Origin of the sequence: [Mycobacterium] manitobense, from assembly GCF_025821665.1 — a bacterium.
GTDB lineage: Bacteria > Actinomycetota > Actinomycetes > Mycobacteriales > Mycobacteriaceae > Mycobacterium > Mycobacterium arseniciresistens.
Genome location: NZ_JACKSJ010000051.1, coordinates 1 through 15,001, shown reverse-complemented (window position 1 = coordinate 15,001; position 15,001 = coordinate 1). Strand labels below are relative to the sequence as shown.

At 69.6% G+C, this 15,001-nt stretch carries 14 protein-coding genes and 1 tRNA gene; 5 read left to right on the top strand and 10 right to left on the bottom strand.

The window, feature by feature from the left end; genetic code table 11:
- Positions 1 to 2 precede the first annotated feature (2 nt).
- Both H7I41_RS06585 and H7I41_RS06580 read left to right on the top strand, forming a co-directional pair.
- Positions 3 to 1,010 carry a thiamine pyrophosphate-dependent dehydrogenase E1 component subunit alpha gene (locus tag H7I41_RS06585; protein WP_264011771.1) on the top strand — a complete coding sequence of 336 codons (1,008 nt, stop codon included), beginning with the start codon at positions 3 to 5 and terminating at the stop codon, positions 1,008 to 1,010.
- On the top strand, positions 1,010 to 1,981 hold the full coding sequence (locus H7I41_RS06580; protein WP_264011770.1) for an alpha-ketoacid dehydrogenase subunit beta: 972 nt from the start codon (positions 1,010 to 1,012) through the stop codon (positions 1,979 to 1,981). The genes H7I41_RS06585 and H7I41_RS06580 overlap by 1 nt, the downstream gene beginning before the upstream one ends.
- Before the next feature lies 1 nt (position 1,982).
- Here the strand turns inward: H7I41_RS06580 and H7I41_RS06575 are convergent, their stop codons facing one another.
- From H7I41_RS06575 to H7I41_RS30270, 7 genes are all read right to left on the bottom strand, one after another.
- Positions 1,983 to 2,822, bottom strand: coding sequence for a FadR/GntR family transcriptional regulator (locus H7I41_RS06575; RefSeq protein ID WP_264011769.1), 840 nt, complete (start codon positions 2,820 to 2,822; stop codon positions 1,983 to 1,985).
- Positions 2,823 to 2,851: 29 nt separating this feature from the next.
- On the bottom strand, positions 2,852 to 3,643 hold the full coding sequence (locus tag H7I41_RS06570; RefSeq protein ID WP_264011768.1) for a TIGR03084 family metal-binding protein: 792 nt from the start codon (positions 3,641 to 3,643) through the stop codon (positions 2,852 to 2,854).
- Entirely contained in the window at positions 3,636 to 4,295 is a 660-nt protein-coding gene (locus H7I41_RS06565; RefSeq protein WP_264011767.1) for a TetR/AcrR family transcriptional regulator, read from the bottom strand. Before H7I41_RS06565 ends, H7I41_RS06570 begins: the two co-directional genes overlap by 8 nt.
- Entirely contained in the window at positions 4,292 to 6,073 is a 1,782-nt protein-coding gene (locus H7I41_RS06560) for an acyclic terpene utilization AtuA family protein (protein ID WP_264011766.1), read from the bottom strand. The genes H7I41_RS06565 and H7I41_RS06560 overlap by 4 nt, the downstream gene beginning before the upstream one ends.
- Positions 6,070 to 7,992 (bottom strand): acetyl/propionyl/methylcrotonyl-CoA carboxylase subunit alpha, encoded by a 1,923-nt coding sequence (locus H7I41_RS06555; RefSeq protein WP_264011765.1) that lies wholly within the window; start codon positions 7,990 to 7,992, stop codon positions 6,070 to 6,072. Before H7I41_RS06555 ends, H7I41_RS06560 begins: the two co-directional genes overlap by 4 nt.
- Positions 7,989 to 9,620, bottom strand: a complete 1,632-nt coding sequence (locus tag H7I41_RS06550; RefSeq protein ID WP_264011764.1) for an acyl-CoA carboxylase subunit beta — start codon at positions 9,618 to 9,620, stop codon at positions 7,989 to 7,991. Before H7I41_RS06550 ends, H7I41_RS06555 begins: the two co-directional genes overlap by 4 nt.
- Before the next feature lie 71 nt (positions 9,621 to 9,691).
- The gene (locus H7I41_RS30270) at positions 9,692 to 10,786 is read right to left on the bottom strand and encodes a nitroreductase/quinone reductase family protein (RefSeq protein ID WP_264011763.1); all 1,095 of its coding nucleotides are present in this window, start codon (positions 10,784 to 10,786) and stop codon (positions 9,692 to 9,694) included.
- 157 nt (positions 10,787 to 10,943) lie between these two features.
- Here H7I41_RS30270 and H7I41_RS06540 point away from each other — a divergent pair, with 157 nt between their 5' ends.
- Entirely contained in the window at positions 10,944 to 11,558 is a 615-nt protein-coding gene (locus H7I41_RS06540; protein WP_264011762.1) for a hypothetical protein, read from the top strand.
- Between the two features lie 258 nt (positions 11,559 to 11,816).
- On the opposite strand, the gene H7I41_RS06535 is transcribed toward H7I41_RS06540, so the two are convergent.
- Positions 11,817 to 12,110: a hypothetical protein gene (locus H7I41_RS06535; RefSeq protein WP_264011761.1), complete on the bottom strand. Its 294-nt coding sequence runs from the start codon at positions 12,108 to 12,110 to the stop codon at positions 11,817 to 11,819.
- A gap of 602 nt (positions 12,111 to 12,712) precedes the next feature.
- Positions 12,713 to 12,889, bottom strand: coding sequence for an N-6 DNA methylase (locus tag H7I41_RS06530; RefSeq protein WP_264011760.1), 177 nt, complete (start codon positions 12,887 to 12,889; stop codon positions 12,713 to 12,715).
- Between the two features lie 270 nt (positions 12,890 to 13,159).
- Between H7I41_RS06530 and H7I41_RS06525 the strand changes: the two genes are divergently transcribed.
- Positions 13,160 to 13,759, top strand: a complete 600-nt coding sequence (locus tag H7I41_RS06525) for a hypothetical protein (protein WP_264011759.1) — start codon at positions 13,160 to 13,162, stop codon at positions 13,757 to 13,759.
- A 115-nt stretch (positions 13,760 to 13,874) separates the two neighbouring features.
- On the opposite strand, the gene H7I41_RS06520 is transcribed toward H7I41_RS06525, so the two are convergent.
- A tRNA-Leu gene (locus H7I41_RS06520) sits at positions 13,875 to 13,957 on the bottom strand.
- Between the two features lie 258 nt (positions 13,958 to 14,215).
- Between H7I41_RS06520 and H7I41_RS06515 the strand changes: the two genes are divergently transcribed.
- Positions 14,216 to 15,001 (top strand): DUF3662 domain-containing protein (locus tag H7I41_RS06515; RefSeq protein WP_264011758.1); only part of this gene is annotated, 786 nt, incomplete at its 3' end.

Sequence of the window (15,001 nt, the reverse complement as noted above, 5' to 3'; positions counted from 1 at the left end):
CGTTGTCCGACATCACCGTGTTGACCGAGATGTACCGGCGGATGCAGCGCATCCGGATGTTCGAGGAGGCGGTGCAGCAAATGGCCGCCCGCGGCGAACTGCCCGGATCGATCCACCTCAGCATCGGTCAGGAAGCGCAGATCGTGGGGGCCTGCATGGCGCTCGGCGACCGCGACTACATCACCGGCAACCACCGTTCCCACGGCCACCCGATCGGCAAGAACGCCTCGCTGCGCGGGCTGATGGCCGAACTCCTCGGCCGGTCGACCGGGGTGTGCCGGGGCAAGGGCGGCTCCATGCACCTGGCGGACTTCAGCGTCGGGTCCCTGGGTGAGAGCGCGATCATCGCCGGTGGCGTGCCGGTGGCCACCGGCGCCGCACTGTCGGCCAAGGTGACCGGCAACGGCCGCATCGCACTGGCGTTCTTCGGCGACGGCGGCGCCAACCAGGGCGTGCTCTACGAGAGCATGAACATGGCCGCGGTGTGGGACCTGCCGGTGATCTTCCTGTGCGAGAACAACCGGTACGCCTCGCTGACACCACTGACCGAGGTCACCCGCCACACCCGAATCGCAGATCGAGCAACGGGATTCGGACTACCCGGGGTGTGCGTGGAGGACGGCCAGGACGTCGAGGCGGTGCACGCCGCCGTCAGTGCGGCCGCTGAACGCGCTCGGGCCGGCGACGGCCCCACCCTGATCGAGGTGCTCACCTACCGCTACCGCGACCATTCCGAGGGGCTGCGGTTCCGCGACGCATACGCCGGCGCGACTCGCGACGCCGACGAACTCGCCTCCTGGCGGGCCCGCGACCCCATCCTGATCGGCGCCGGGCGGCTCGCAGAACTCGGCGCCTCAGCGGCGGACATCGCCGCCGTCGACGACGCCGTGCGCGCCGAGATCGAGGACTGCGTGCAGTTCGCGCTCGACAGTCCGCTGCCCGAGGCGGCCGCGGCGTTCGACGACCTGTACACCGACCGGGTGGTCGCCGCGCCGGTGGGAGCACTCTGATGGCGCGGATGAACTTCCTGGCGGCGATCGCGGCGGCCCAGCGCGAAGCGCTCAGCGAGGACGACCGGGTGGTGCTGATGGGCGAGGACGTGCGCGCCAACCTCTACGGCACCGCACCGGGATTCGTCGAGCAGTTCGGCCTCGACCGGGTCATCAACCTGCCGATCTCGGAGGCCGGCTTCACCGGTGTGGCGATCGGCGCGGCGATGACGGGCCTTCGGCCGATCCTCGACTACAGCTACGCCACCTTCATGTACCTGGCGATGGACCAGCTGGTGAACCAGGCGGCCAAGAGCCGCTACATGTTCGGCGGCCAGGCCAGCATCCCCGTCGTCTTCCGGGCGAGCATGTGGTACGGCGCGTCCTCGGCCGCCCACCATTCCGACCGGCCGTACGCGATGTTCATGGGGGTGCCCGGACTGAACATCGTCGTGCCGTCGGGACCGGCGGAGGCCAAGGGGCTGATGCGCACCGCCGTCGCGTGCAACGACCCGGTGCTGGTCTTCGAGGACGCGACACTGTGGTCGCGCAAGGAGGAGGTCCCCGACGGGCCCTACTCGATCGAGTTCGGCGTGGCCAACGTGGTTCGCCCCGGCGACGACGTCACCGTGGTGGCGATCGCCGGCGCCGTGCAGCACGCGACGAAGGCCGCGAACGAGCTGGAGGCTGCGGGTATCTCGGTGGAGCTCATCGACCCGAGGACGTTGGCGCCGCTCGACACGGACACCATCGTCGGGTCGGCCGCCAGGACCGGGCGCCTGCTCGTCGTGGACCCTGCCCAACGCACCTGCGGCGCCGCCGCCGAGATCGCCGCAGTGGTCGCCGAACGGTGCGCAGGGGAGCTGCGCGCACCGGTCCGCCGGCTCACGGCTCCCGACGTGCACGCGCCGTTCAGCCCGGCGATGGAGAAGCCGCTGTATCCGGGAGTGGCGTCGATCGAGGCAGCGGTGCGCGAGCTGGTGGCGCTCTGAGTCAGTCCCCGTCCATGCGGAGGTCGGCGGCGATGCGTATCGCCCGCGGGTCCGACAGCCGCAGCCGCGCCAGCTCGGGATCGTCGGTGAAGTACCGGCGCTGGTGGTCGAGGTAGTCCGACATCGCTGCGCGCGAGGCGTCGGCGTCGCCGGCCCGGACGGCTTCGAGGATCTTGCGCCGGTCGGGCTGGAACTCGGTGGTGCGCTGCTGCCAGTAGCGGATACCCCTGGCGCGCAGCACCTTGAACTGCATGTGCATGATCAGCGACACCAGCACGGTCTCGATGGCGGTGGCGAGCGCGTTGTGCGCGGCCCGCGACAGCGCGATCTGGAAACCGGTGACGGCGCCGATGAGTGCGTCGTGGTCACGCAGCGCCGCAACGTCTTCCAGCACCTCGTAGGTGGCCTCGAGTTGCTCGAGGTCGGCGTCGGTGGCCGTGTCCGCCGCGGCGTGCGCCGACATCAGGCCCAGCGCGGTCCGGACGTCGAGCGCCTCGAGCAGTCCGACGTCCTGCATCTGCATCAGGATCTGCAGTGCCGTGCCGACGAGGAAATTGCTGTCACCGCGGACGTAGGCGCCGCTGCCGTGCCGCACCTCGACCAGGCCCATGGCGGCCAGCGCACGGATCGCCTCGCGGATCGTGGGCTGACTGACGCCGAAGTGCTCGGCGAGCGCACGCTCGTTGGGCAGCCGGGCGCCCTGGGGCAGCCGCTGGGTGACGATGTCACTGCGCAGCGATTCGATGATGCCGTCCGCCGCCTTGACCGACCGGGCGGCGGTGGGAAGGCTCACCGCTGGTTTGCGCGTCGTCGCCATCGTCGCCTCCGGTGAAGTGAACAAGTCACCAGGAGTATATGGACGTCACCGGATCAGCGCTGCGGTCCACGCCGAGGCGGCGGGCCGGTGGTCGCGGGCCCCGCGAACGCCTGCGCGTGCAGCATCCACTCCCGCGCCGGGCCGTCGCTGACCACCAGGTCGGTGTCGTCGACGTGCCTGCGCTGGGTGACGACGAGGCAGAAGTCGACTGCCGGCCCGTCGATCCGGCCCACCTCGTCGCTTCCCGAGCACCACGGCTCGCCCGATGGTCCGGTCAGGTTCAGCTCGACATCACCGGCGGGAGGCGGCATCCCGCGATTGACGAAACTCCATCCGCGGGTGGCGATCCCGAGCCGGACGATGTGTCGGAGTCGCACGGTGGGCGCGCGGGTCACACCGAGTGCGTCGACCACATCCTGGCCGTGCGTCCAGGTCTCCATCAGGCGCGCAGTGATGAAGGACTTCGCGCTCATCGGCGGCCCGAACCACTCCAGCCGCGCCTTCTCGTCCGGCATCCCGCGTGCGGCCGTCAGGAGCGCCGACGACTTCTCGCGCCACAGGCCGACCAGGTCCGCCGCCGGGAGATCGCGGCGCAGCGTCAACTCGTCGGCCCGGTCCAGCTGCGGGAGCAGAGCGTTGCGCAACGCCACGAACTCGTCGGGCGCCACGATGGCCAACCGCGCGGCGTCGTCGAAGTAGGCCAGGTGGGCGACCTGGTCGGCCGCGGTCCAGCCGGGACTCGTGGTGGGCCGATCGAGCTCCGACGGGGACACCGCGTCGAGCACCGTTGCCAGAGAGGCGTGTTCGTCACCCAGGTCGTCGATGAGATCGCCGAGCTCAGCCATCCTGTTTGCTCCTCACGCCGTCGAGCACGATGTCCAGGACCGCGTCGGCCGCCTGCTTCGGCGACGACCCCAGCGACGGGGACACCTCCGGTCCGAACAGCAGCCCACCGAGGCCGGCCATCACCCGTGCGACGGCGGGTGTGGGTATCCCCCGCACGTCCCCCCGTTCGGCGGCCACCTCGAGCAGCGCGTGCGTCACCCGGTACAGGTGCTCGTTGTGTTCGCGCTGCAGATTCGCCGCCTCAGCGACCGCCGCCAGGTCGCGCGCGAAGGCGGGCGTCGTCCGGCTCACGGCGACGGTGGCCGCCCGCAGATAGGCCCGGATCGCCTCCAGCGGAGCCATATCCGGCCGGATGGCGCCGCGAGCGGCCCGGCCGATCCTGCCCAGCTTGCGGTCGACCGCCGTCAGCACCAACCGGTCACGCGTCGGCGCGATCGAATACAGCGTGCGCAGCGAGCACTGCAGTGAGGAGGCGATCTCGGTCATGGTCAGGTGCGCGAACCCGTCGTCGACGAGGTCGCCGAGCCGGTCCAGCAGATCGGACTGCCGCGCGGTCAGGTCGCGGCCGTCGTCGCGGTCGACCATCGGCTGCGGGCTCGGCACGTCGTCCAGATGCCGGCGCAGGTCGTCGAGCAGGTCACGGCGCGTCATCGACACCTCACCCGCTCACCGTCGAGCAACGCGCGCGGGATGTCCACTTCCCTCGCCCGGAGCCACTCGCCCAGACCCTTGGCCTGGGGGTCGAGCCGCGCGCACGCGCCGACCCCGTCCTCCAGCAGTCCGGAGATCACGAAGTTCAACGCCCGCAGGCGGGGCAGCCGGTGCCGCACCACCGGGAGGCCGGCCACTTCGGGCAGCAGCGCGCGGAGTCGCTCGACGGTGAGGAACGCGTCGAGCCAGCGCCAGGCGGCGTCACTGCGGACGAACACCCCGACGTTGGCGTCGGCCCCCTTGTCTCCCGATCGTGCGCCTGCCACCCGCCCCGGCGGCGCGCGTGTCAGCGGTCCCGGATGGGGCGGGGGTTCGGGCGGATCGTCGCCGCGGGCCGGCGGCGGCCGCCGCAGCGCGGGGTCGACCTCCTCGGCGAGGAACGACTCGCCGCCGAGCAGCTGTACGCGCTGCCGCACCTCGGTCGCGTCCACCAGCGCGGGCCGGAACACCCCGAATCGGGCCGGCCGCGTGACGGTCTCGCCCGGCATGAACATGCCCGGGATGGTCGCGAGCGCCATCTCGAGCACAGCGTCGGACACCGCCGGTCCGAGCTTCGCGCCGTCGGCGTCCTTGAGGGTCAGCCGCCAGGTGGACACCGCTTCGGCGTTGGTCTGCGGGTCCCTGCTGCCCGTGCGGTCCACGCGGGTGGTGACGCCGGTGTAGTCGGACGGCGCATGCCTGCACGCGGTCCAGAAGGCGCGTTCGAGCACAGCCACCTTCGCGTCGACGTCGAGCCCGGTCACCGCAACCGCCACATCCTGGCGGTAGCCGCCCCATTCGGTCAGCGACACCTTGTAGGTGGGTGGCGGCGGCTCGCCGGTCGCGCCGCTGACTTCGACGCGATCGGGCGCGCACTGGCGCAGTGTCACGGTGTCGAACCGGGTGGTGACGTCCGGGCCCAGGTAGGCCGGTCCGGCGATCTCGTAGAGCAGTTGGGAGGTGACGGTTCCCACCGACACCGCTCCCCCGGTGCCGTCGTGCTTGCCGATCACGCAGCTGCCGTCGGCGTGGACGTCGGCCCACGGGAAGCCGATGCGCTCCAGGCCGGGGACCTCCTCGAAGAAGGCGTAGTTGCCGCCGGTGACCTGGGTGCCGCACTCGATCAGGTGTCCGGCCACCACCGCGCCGGCCAGTGCGTCCCAGTCGTCGCGGCGCCATCCGTGGTGCCACGCCGCAGGGCCCGTGACCAGCGCGGCGTCGGTCACCCGTCCGGTCACGACGATGTCGGCGCCGCGCTGCAGCGCCTCGGCGATCCCCCAACCGCCGAGGTAGGCGTTCGCCGAGATCACGTTCCCCGGGCTGGAGTACCCCCGGCCGACGGGGTGCAGCCTCTCCCCCGCGGCGAGCTCCGCGAGCCGGGGCAACAGGTCGTCGCCGGTGATGAACGCGATGCTCGGGCACACCCCGACAGTGGTGGCCAGCCGTTTGATCGCGTGCGCGCAGCCCTGCGGATCGAGCCCGCCCGCATTGACCACGATCTTGATGTTCCGCTCGAGGCACGTCGCCAGCACGGCTTCCAACTGGTCGACGACGGTGTCGGCGTAGCCCACCCCCGGGCGGCCGGCGCGGCGCCGCGCCAGGATCAGCATCGTCAGCTCGGCCAGCCAGTCACCGGTCAGCACGTCGATGGGCCCGCCCTCGACCATCTCCCGCGCCGCGGTCAGCCGGTCACCGAAAAACCCCGAGCAGTTGGCGATCCTGATCGGCCGCGCGCTCACGCGGTCGCCTCCTCGAACACCAGCAGCACGGTGCCCGCGGCGACGTGGTCACCGACGTCGACGCCGACCTGCGCGACCGCACCGTCGAACGGCGCGGTGACCTGGTGCTCCATCTTCATCGCCTCGAGGACCACCAGCGGCTGGCCCTTGAACACGGCGTCGCCCGGCCGGCAGTGCACGGCGACGACGTTGCCCGGCATCGGCGCCACGAATCCCCCGGCGGCCAGCTCGGCACCCGGCGGGACGAAACGCGGAACGACTCCGAAGGTCATCGTCCCGCGCGACGTCTGCACCAGCAGGTCACCGCCGTCGCCGGTGATCCGGTACCGGCGGCGGAGCCGACCGACCTCGAGATCGATGCTCTCCGAACACCATTGGTGGACGACCGCAGATCTGCCGTCGGCGAGCAGGAAGTCGCCGGTGTGTGGCCGCGAGCGGTAGCCCACCTCGACCACGTCGTCACCGTGGGAGAGCACCACGCGTTGGTCGGGCAGCCGGCCGTTCCGCCACCCGCTCGGCAGGAATCCGAGCACGTCGGCACCGGCGCGGTGGCGGCCCTGCAGCCAGAGCGCGGCGGCGACCGCCGCGGCGTCGCGTTCTGCCGCCGTCGGCTGCAGGGTTCGGCACGGGTTCTCCCGGTCGATGAAGTCGGTGGTGGTGCGACCGTCGGCGAAGGCAGGGTGCCGCAAGACGGCCACCAGCAGTTCGCGATTGGTGGTGAGCCCACCGAAGTGCAGTCCCTCCAGCGCCGATGCGAGCTTGGCGATGCACTCGCCGCGGGTCGCAGCATGGGCGATCACCTTGGCGACCATCGGGTCGTAGCCAAGGCCGACGACGGAACCCGTCGCCACCCCGGTCTCCCATCGGATGTCGCCGTCGAGCGGTTCGAACGCCGACACGGTGCCGCCGGTGGGCAGGAATCCGGCGGCCGGGTTCTCGGCACACAGCCGCACCTCGATCGAGTGCCCGGACTGGCGCGGCGACTCGAGCGGCGCCGCGTCACCGGCGGCGATCGCCAGTTGTGCTGCCACCAGGTCCATTCCGGTCACGGCCTCGGTGACCGCGTGCTCCACCTGCAGCCGGGTGTTGACCTCGAGGAACCAGAACTCGGCGGTGGTGTCGTCGACCAGGAACTCGACGGTGCCCGCGGAGGTGTACCCGATCGACTCGGCGAGCCGGACGGCTGCCGCGCCCATCTGCTCGCGCAGCGCGGGGCCGACGAACGGCGACGGCGACTCCTCGACCAGCTTCTGGTGCCGGCGCTGGATCGAGCACTCCCGCTCGCCGAGATGCACGACACGGCCGTCGTTGTCGCCGAGGATCTGTATCTCGATGTGCCGCGAGCGTGGGACGTACCGCTCGAGGAAGACACGGTCGTCGCCGAAGCTCGCGCCGGCCTCGCGCCTGGCCGACGTGACGGCGTCGGCGAGGTCGGCGGGGTCGGTGACGATGCGCATGCCCTTGCCCCCGCCGCCGCCCGCGGCCTTCACCAGCAGCGGATACCCCACCGACCCGGCGTCGGCCGGGGTCTGCGACGACGGCAGGGTCGGCACGTCGGCGGCCACCGCCGCCTCCTTGGCGCGCAGCTTGTCCCCCATCGCCGCGATCACCTCGGGTGCGGGACCCACCCAGACCAGGCCGGCGTCGATGACCGCCTGCGCGAAAGCGGCGTTCTCCGAGAGGAACCCGTATCCGGGGTGGACGGCGTCGGCGCCGGTCTGCTGTGCGGCCGCGACGATGTCGTCGACGCGGAGGTAGCCGTCGATCCGCACGCTGTCGTCGGCGTCCTGCACGAACAGTTCACCCGCGTCGTCGGTCGCGAAGACGGCGACGGTGCCGATTCCCATGGCGCGCGCCGTGCGGAAGACGCGGCGGGCGATCTCGCCCCGGTTGGCGACCAGGAGCCTCGTGATCGTCACAGCCGGAACACCCCGTACCCGTCGGCGCCGGTGATCGGCCGGTTACCCGCCACCGACAGGCAGAAGCCGAGCACGGTCCTGGTGTCACGCGGATCGATCACGCTGTCGTCGCTGACGGCGCCGCTGGCCACCAGCGCCAGCGAACCCTGTTCCTGGGCCTCCTCGACGGCGCGGGTGTGCCGCTGCTCCTCAGCCTCGTCGAGGGGCTCTCCGCTGCGCTGCGCTCGGCGCCGGCGCACCAGCGACATCACACCGGCGATCTGTTTCGGCCCCATCACGGCCACCTTGGCCGTCGGCCACAGGAAGGTGAATCGGTTGCCGAACGCGCGGCCGGACATCCCGTAGGTGCCTGCGCCGTAGGAGGATCCGATGATCACCGTGAGGTGGGGCACGGTGGAGTTGCTGACCGCGTTGATGAGCTGCGATCCGCGTTTGATGATGCCGCCGGCCTCCGCGTCGCGGCCCACCATGAATCCGGTGACGTTCTGCAGGAAGACCAGCGGAACGTCGATCTGGTTGCAGAGCTGGATGAAGTGGGCCGCCTTCTCCGCGGCCTCGGGATGGATGACGCCGTTGTTGCCCAGCAGGCCGACGGTGTGCCCGTGCACGGTGGCCCAGCCGCACACCACCGACGGTCCGTAGCGCGGCTTGAAGTCCTCGAACCGGGAGCCGTCGACGACGCGGGCGATCACCTCCCGGATGTCGAGGGCTTCGCGGAGGCCGCGGCTGACCAGACCGAGCAGATCCTGCGGGTCGTGCGCCGGTTCGTCGCCGTCACCGACCCGCCGTTGCGCCTTGCGCCAGTTCAGGTGCGAGACGATGCCGCGACAGATGCGCAGGGCGTCGAGTTCGTCCTCGGCGAAGTAGTCGGCCGATCCCGACACGTCGGCGTGCAGAGCGGCGCCGCCGAGCGTCTCGTCGTCGCTGTCCTCGCCGAGCGCCATCTTCACCAGCGGCGGGCCGGCCAGGAACATCTTCGATTGTTGCCGGACCACCACCGTGTAGTCGGACAGTCCGGGTTGGTAGGCGCCGCCGGCGGTGGACGAGCCGAAGACGACGCAGATCGTCGGGATCCGCAGCCGGGACAGCTCGATCAGGTCGTAGAAGTACCGCCCGGTCTCGGCGAAGTGGTCGAGTTGTGCGCGGCGGGCGCCGTTTCCGGTCTCGACGCGCAGATCCGCACCCGCGGACTCGACGAAGCTGACGTAGGGCAGCCGGTTGTCGCGGGCGATCTCCAGGGCGCGCAGCCACTTCTTCACGGCGTAGGGGGTGAGCGCGCCGCCCAGCACGGACGGGTCGTTGCCCATGACGACGCACTCCACGCCCGCGATGACGCCGATGCCGACCACCAGCCCGCCGCCCAGCGCGTAATCCGAGCCGTATGCGGCCAGCGGACTGATCTCCAGGAACGGGCTGTCGGGGTCGAGCACCGCGGCGATCCGCTCGCGGATGGACAGCTTGCCCTGCTTCCGGAGCCGGTCCATGGCCTTCTCGCCGCCGCCGAGCGCGGTCTCGTCGAGCAGGCGGTCCAGCTCGGACAGCAGCTCGAGCGCGTCCTCGCGGTTCTTCGCGAATGCCGGCGACGCGGGGTCGACGGCGGTGGAGAGCGGAGGTGCGAGAACCGGCATGGGCGGTAACTGTAGAGCAGTAATATTACCGCGTCTAGATTACCCCGCTGCGCAGCCTGCCGCCGGCTTGGTCAGTTCAGCCGGATGACCACCGGGATCCCAGTATCGAACCAGTACCGGTGCAGGCGCCGGATCTTGCTGCGCGTGGGCACTCCGCGAAGGTGCAACAGGCACTCCCCGTAGTCAAACGGGTAAACGGTGTCGCAGATCGCCGCGCGGGCGCGGGCGAGGTCCGGCGCGCCGGTGATCTCGAAGGCCGCGCCGTCGAACGCGCCGTCGCCGATCCGCAGTCGAACCCTGGGATCGGCGCGCATGTTGAGCACCCAGGCCTGCACCGCATCCGGTCTGCTGACAGCGAGGTGCGGCGGCCGCAGCGCGACCAGGTATGCGCGGTCACCCCGCCGGATCACCCGCACGCATTTGCTCCGGGGTATCCCGGTTCGGCGGCCGGTAGTGGTGAGCACCCCGTAGCCGGCCGGTGGCCGACGTTCCAGCAGCGGCAACATCGCAGCGCTGAGTAGCCGGCCGTCGCGGCCTGTGCGCAGCAGTCGCCGGTGCGAGGACACCTCGGCGAGCGCTGCGTCCCTGACCGACAAGGGCGGCGCAGAACCGGCCGTGCTGCCCGGGACCGAGCCGTCGCCGGGGCGCTCCCCCACACGCGCGGCGACCACATAGCCGCCCGCAGCAATCAGCAGTGCGAACTTGGTCGAGGCCGCCAGGTGGGCGCGGCGCGCGTTGACTGCAATCCGGCTGCCGCTCAACACCTTCAGGAGCGACACGCCTTCGACGGCGTCACCCGCCACGGCGCCCGCCACCATCAGCAGCGGTGTCGGCGAGTGGCCCAGCATCCGCCGCGCACGGTCGACGTGCAGGCCGACGAGGACGCCGTAGGCGAGCATGTAGCCGAAGTCCAGCCACAGGGACGTCCGCGCCGCGCGCCGGCCTCGGGGACCCCACCGAGTCATGATGCTTTCGGCGCGGGCAGCGGTGCGCGCCAACTCGAACGGGATGATTCCCGGCCCGCCGGTCCCGCGCAGCCGCCGCTCGAGGACCAGCATCAGCGCGGTGTAGCCGAGGAAGGCGATCGTTGAGTCGCGGATTCTCGCGCCACGTATTCCCGTGAGCGGCGCCGGATGATGCGGGGGTTCGCTCGGGGTGTCGGTCACGTCAGTCCCATGTTCGATGCCTACCGAATGTTAAGGCTGTGCGCCGCCGACGTGCCGCAGAAGCCCCGAAGTCGTGATCGGTAGTGAGCTCGCGCCGAGAGGCTGTGTCATGCATCCCGGCCGGACCCGTCGGGACGGGAAACCATGAGAGGAAGACATGAAAGCGACCCGCATCGGAATCGCCGTCACCACAGCCGTTCTTGCGATCTCCGCACTGAGCGGCTGCTCGAAGGCCACCGAGATCAGGGACGTCGCTGCCCAGGCGGCCGAGCAGGTCGTCACCTCGGGCACCGAGAAGATCACCCAGGCCGCAGCGGGCGGCGACCTGTTCACCGCCGAAGGCATCGACGCGGCCTACGCGGCGGTCTCGGAGAAGGTCGGCGCCGATCCGATGCAGGTGGTGGAGGTGACGATCATCTCCGGCGTCCTCACCGTCCAGGCCATCGACCCGAACGCCCCGACCGAGCTCAACCAGTGGAGCTACACCGCAGGCGTGGTCGGGCCGTCGCGCCCCGTCGACTACGGCGACGATGTCGAAGCGCTCGGCGAGAACCTGTTCTCCGTGAACGAGGTCGAGACGGGCGCCATCGCCGCGGCCGTCGACGGCGCGGTGACGATGAGCGCGATCCCGGGCGGCGAGGTGCAGAGCGTCATCATCAAGCGGAACATCCCGTTCGACCCGAGCGTGACCATGTTCATCAATGTCGAGGGCGAACGCAGCAGCAAGCAGGTGCGCGCCGACGTCTCGGGCACCATCACCGACGTCGTCTAGGCGCTACACGACAATGGTCACGAGCCCGGAGGTTCGTGACCATTGTCAGTTGCGGGATCCCCACTGCGAGGGCGAATCGACCAGGACGCGGTGACCGCAGTGGACGCGAGGCAATCCGCCACCGCTCGCTACGCGAACGCGTTCACGCGGACCACGTCGCGCCGGGAGGCGCAGGCGGTGGCGAGCGGCCGCACCGCGTCCCCGACACGACGACGGCCCCCGGATTTCTCCGGGGGCCGTCGTCGGTGGTGCGTGGTGCTACTTGACGCTGACGGTGACCGTCGGGCTGAAGGTGGAGTTGTTCTTGTCGTTGGAGCGGATCGCGTCGGGGCGGATGCTGGCGTTGGGGCTGACCGAGACGACGCGGGCTTCGTCGAGCGGGACGTCGTTGAGGCGGTTGACCTGTACGCGGTAGCCCTGCGAGCGCAGTTCTTCGATGGCTTGTTCGGCGTTGCCGGGGCCGGTGGGTGCGGCGGCGGCGGGGCCGGCGAGGCCGATGAAGGCGGCGGCGAAGGCGCTGGCGGCGATGGTGGCGAATCCGAACTTGTTCATGGCCTTGCTTCTTTCTTGATGAAGGCGGCGGCGAAGGCGCTGGCGGCGATGGTGGCGAATCCGAACTTGTTCATGGCCTTGCTTCTTTCTTGGTGTTTCTCGTTGTCTTCTGACTGCTTGAACCCGCAGGTCAGGGGTTTAATTCCGCTGGCAGTAATTGGTTCACCGGTGGCAGGAAGTGATCGGCGAGGGCACCGTTTCGGGCTTGAATCTCGCGCGGCGAGTCGCTGGCGCCGAACATCGCCGCGCCACCGCCGTGGCGGAAAGACGGGTTTGGACAGCACCGAGGTGACGCGACGCTTGTCCCAGAGAGCCGCTGCAACTCCTCGCGCCATGGCGGGCTGTGCGGCAGAAGCCGTGATGGACGACTTCCTCCGGATTGGGGAGCGTCCCAGCGTCGACGTTGCGCAGGGCCAACCGGACCCGCGGTGAGCCGGCGGCACCTTCTTACCGGCTGCAGGCCGCTGTCGACACCTGCACGGTCTCGCCGGTTACGTTGTTGTTCAATCCATATCGATCGGCAGAGGTCGCACGATCCGGTGAATCAGTGCGCGCCCCGGACACTGTTGATGGCCGCTCCGCTGGCTTGTGGTTGCGAAGGATCAAATGCGCTGCAAGACCGTGCCGTAGAACAGATTTGGGGCAAGCCCGATAACAGCCTCGGTGGTGTCGGCCCTGAGAACATGGGTGCGGATGCGGGCTTCTGCGCCCTGACGGAACAGCGCGCCCTGCGGCAGGACGACCGCCACGCGACCGATCTTGGGATCTGCGGTGAGCATATGTTGCATACACGTCGCTGATCCGCTTGGAGTACATCAGCGGGAAGATGCAGGCCTTGAAGTCCGCCTGGTCGATGCTCCCGCGCAGCAGTTCGGCCGCTCAAGACTGGTACTGCCCAAGCTCAGCGAGTGTGATGCGCTCGTTCGCCAACAGTCCCCTACGTCGATCGCCATCATCATGAGCCCTGTCACCGACAGGACGTTGGATCGCTACAGGGTAGAACTCCAACATGGTGTCGGTGGTCGGTGCTGGCAGGCAGACTCAGGACCGTGACTGGCGACATGAAGTTTCAACCAGGGCCCGCACCGGTTCTGACTGGTGACGAGCGCTTCACAGGACTCGACCACACCGTGAAGGACTTCTGGTCATATGCGGCCAGAGATCTTCGCTCCAACGTCTTGAGAGGCGTGCTCGCGGAGTGGCTCGTCGCGAAGGCTGTCGGCGCGACAGAACCCATGCCCGAATGGCATGCATTCGACGTCCTCACGCCCTCAGGAATCCACGTTGAAGTCAAATCCTCTGCCTACCTCCAGGCGTGGTCACAACGCGAACTGTCGACCATTACGTTCAGCGGCCTCAACGCCGCGAAGTGGGACACAGTACTGGGCCCTTCAGATCAGCGAACTTTCAACGCCCACGTCTACGTCTTCTGTGTCCAAACGGCGCAGTCACACGATGCCTTCGATCCGCTGGACGTTTCACAGTGGGACTTCTACGTCCTGCCGCGGTCCCGCGTTGAGTCCATTGGTTACCGAAGCAGCGGGCTGACGCGGATCAAGAGTGTGACGCAGCGAGTCTCTTTCGGCGGCCTCGCCGCAGCCATCGATCAGGCCGCCGCCGGGAACCCGGTTCGGGACCCGCGCGAGTAAATCCCCCGCCACCATCCCGGCAGCCGTCAGAACCAAAGACCCGCACAAACACGAAGGTCACGAACCATTTCTGGTCCGTGACCTAAGCGCCTGGAGTTCGTAGAACTCCTCATTGTGGGCGAAGGGGGACTTGAACCCCCACGTCCCGAAGGACACTGGCACCTGAAGCCAGCGCGTCTGCCATTCCGCCACTCGCCCTGAAGACCGAGGGAGCCTATCACCCGACCGCCTCGGCCCCCAAACCGTACAGATCGGGCCCAACAGGGCCCCCAGCAACCCCTGCAGCTCCCAAGATCGCGCGCCTGACCTGCACCGACACGATTCTCAGAGTTCTGTTGGTCCCGCAGTTCAGTACTGGGCCGATACCATGCACTGCAGGAAAGTGCCCGGGCGACACGCGGTGGGAGGCCGAGGCGCGCGGGGCCGAGCGACGACACGAGTGAGGCGGGCGGTGACATGGGACTGGTCGACCGCATCGAACGCAAGCTCGAGTCCACCGTCGGCGACGCGTTCGCCCGTGTCTTCGGCGGATCAATCGTCCCGCAGGAGGTTGAGGCACTCCTGCGCAGGGAAGCCGAGGCCGGCACCCGCGAGGTCGGCCGCGGTCGCATTTTGGCCCCGAACGAGTACGTAATTACCCTCAGTGTTTCCGACCACCAGAAGGTGAGCGCCGACCCGGACCTGACCTCGACCACATTCGCCAGACATCTGGAGGGATACATCCATGATCAGGGGTGGCAAACGTATGGTGATGTGGTCGTCAGGTTCGAGCAGTCCCCGAATCTGCACACCGGCCAATTCCGCGCGCGGTGCGCGGTCAACCCCGACTCGACCACCGGCGAACCCGCCCCAGCAGACCGAGAGCATGCGTCCGACGCAGGATCAGGAGTACCACCGATGACCGACAATCCGACGTACCGCGGCGGCGGCCAGGGACAGGGGCGGCCCGGCGACGAGTACTACGACGAGCGGTACGGACGCCAGGGCGACGATCCGCGCGCGGCCTACCCGCCTGAGCAGGGCGGCTACCCGGCGCAGCAGGGTGGCGAGCCCAACTACCCGCCCCGCGGCGGCTACCCCGAGCAGGGTGGGTACCCCGACGGCGGCGGCTACCCCGAGGGCGGTGGCGGCTACCCGGACCAGGGTGGCTACCCGCCGCCGTCCTATGAGCAGCGCGGCCCGGCAGGCCCCGGCGGCTACGGCCCGCCGCCCGGCCCGCCGCCCGCAGGCGGCTACGACCAG

Excerpts from the sequence above, each read along its gene's own strand:
- H7I41_RS06580 (WP_264011770.1), top strand. The coding sequence starts at position 1,010 with ATGGCGCGGATGAACTTCCTGGCGGCGATCGCGGCGGCCCAGCGCGAA.
- H7I41_RS06570 (WP_264011768.1), bottom strand. The coding sequence starts at position 3,643 with ATGGCTGAGCTCGGCGATCTCATCGACGACCTGGGTGACGAACACGCC.
- H7I41_RS06565 (WP_264011767.1), bottom strand. The coding sequence starts at position 4,295 with ATGACGCGCCGTGACCTGCTCGACGACCTGCGCCGGCATCTGGACGAC.
- H7I41_RS06550 (WP_264011764.1), bottom strand. The coding sequence starts at position 9,620 with ATGCCGGTTCTCGCACCTCCGCTCTCCACCGCCGTCGACCCCGCGTCG.
- H7I41_RS06540 (WP_264011762.1), top strand. The coding sequence starts at position 10,944 with ATGAAAGCGACCCGCATCGGAATCGCCGTCACCACAGCCGTTCTTGCG.
- H7I41_RS06535 (WP_264011761.1), bottom strand. The coding sequence starts at position 12,110 with ATGAACAAGTTCGGATTCGCCACCATCGCCGCCAGCGCCTTCGCCGCC.
- H7I41_RS06530 (WP_264011760.1), bottom strand. The coding sequence starts at position 12,889 with ATGCTCACCGCAGATCCCAAGATCGGTCGCGTGGCGGTCGTCCTGCCG.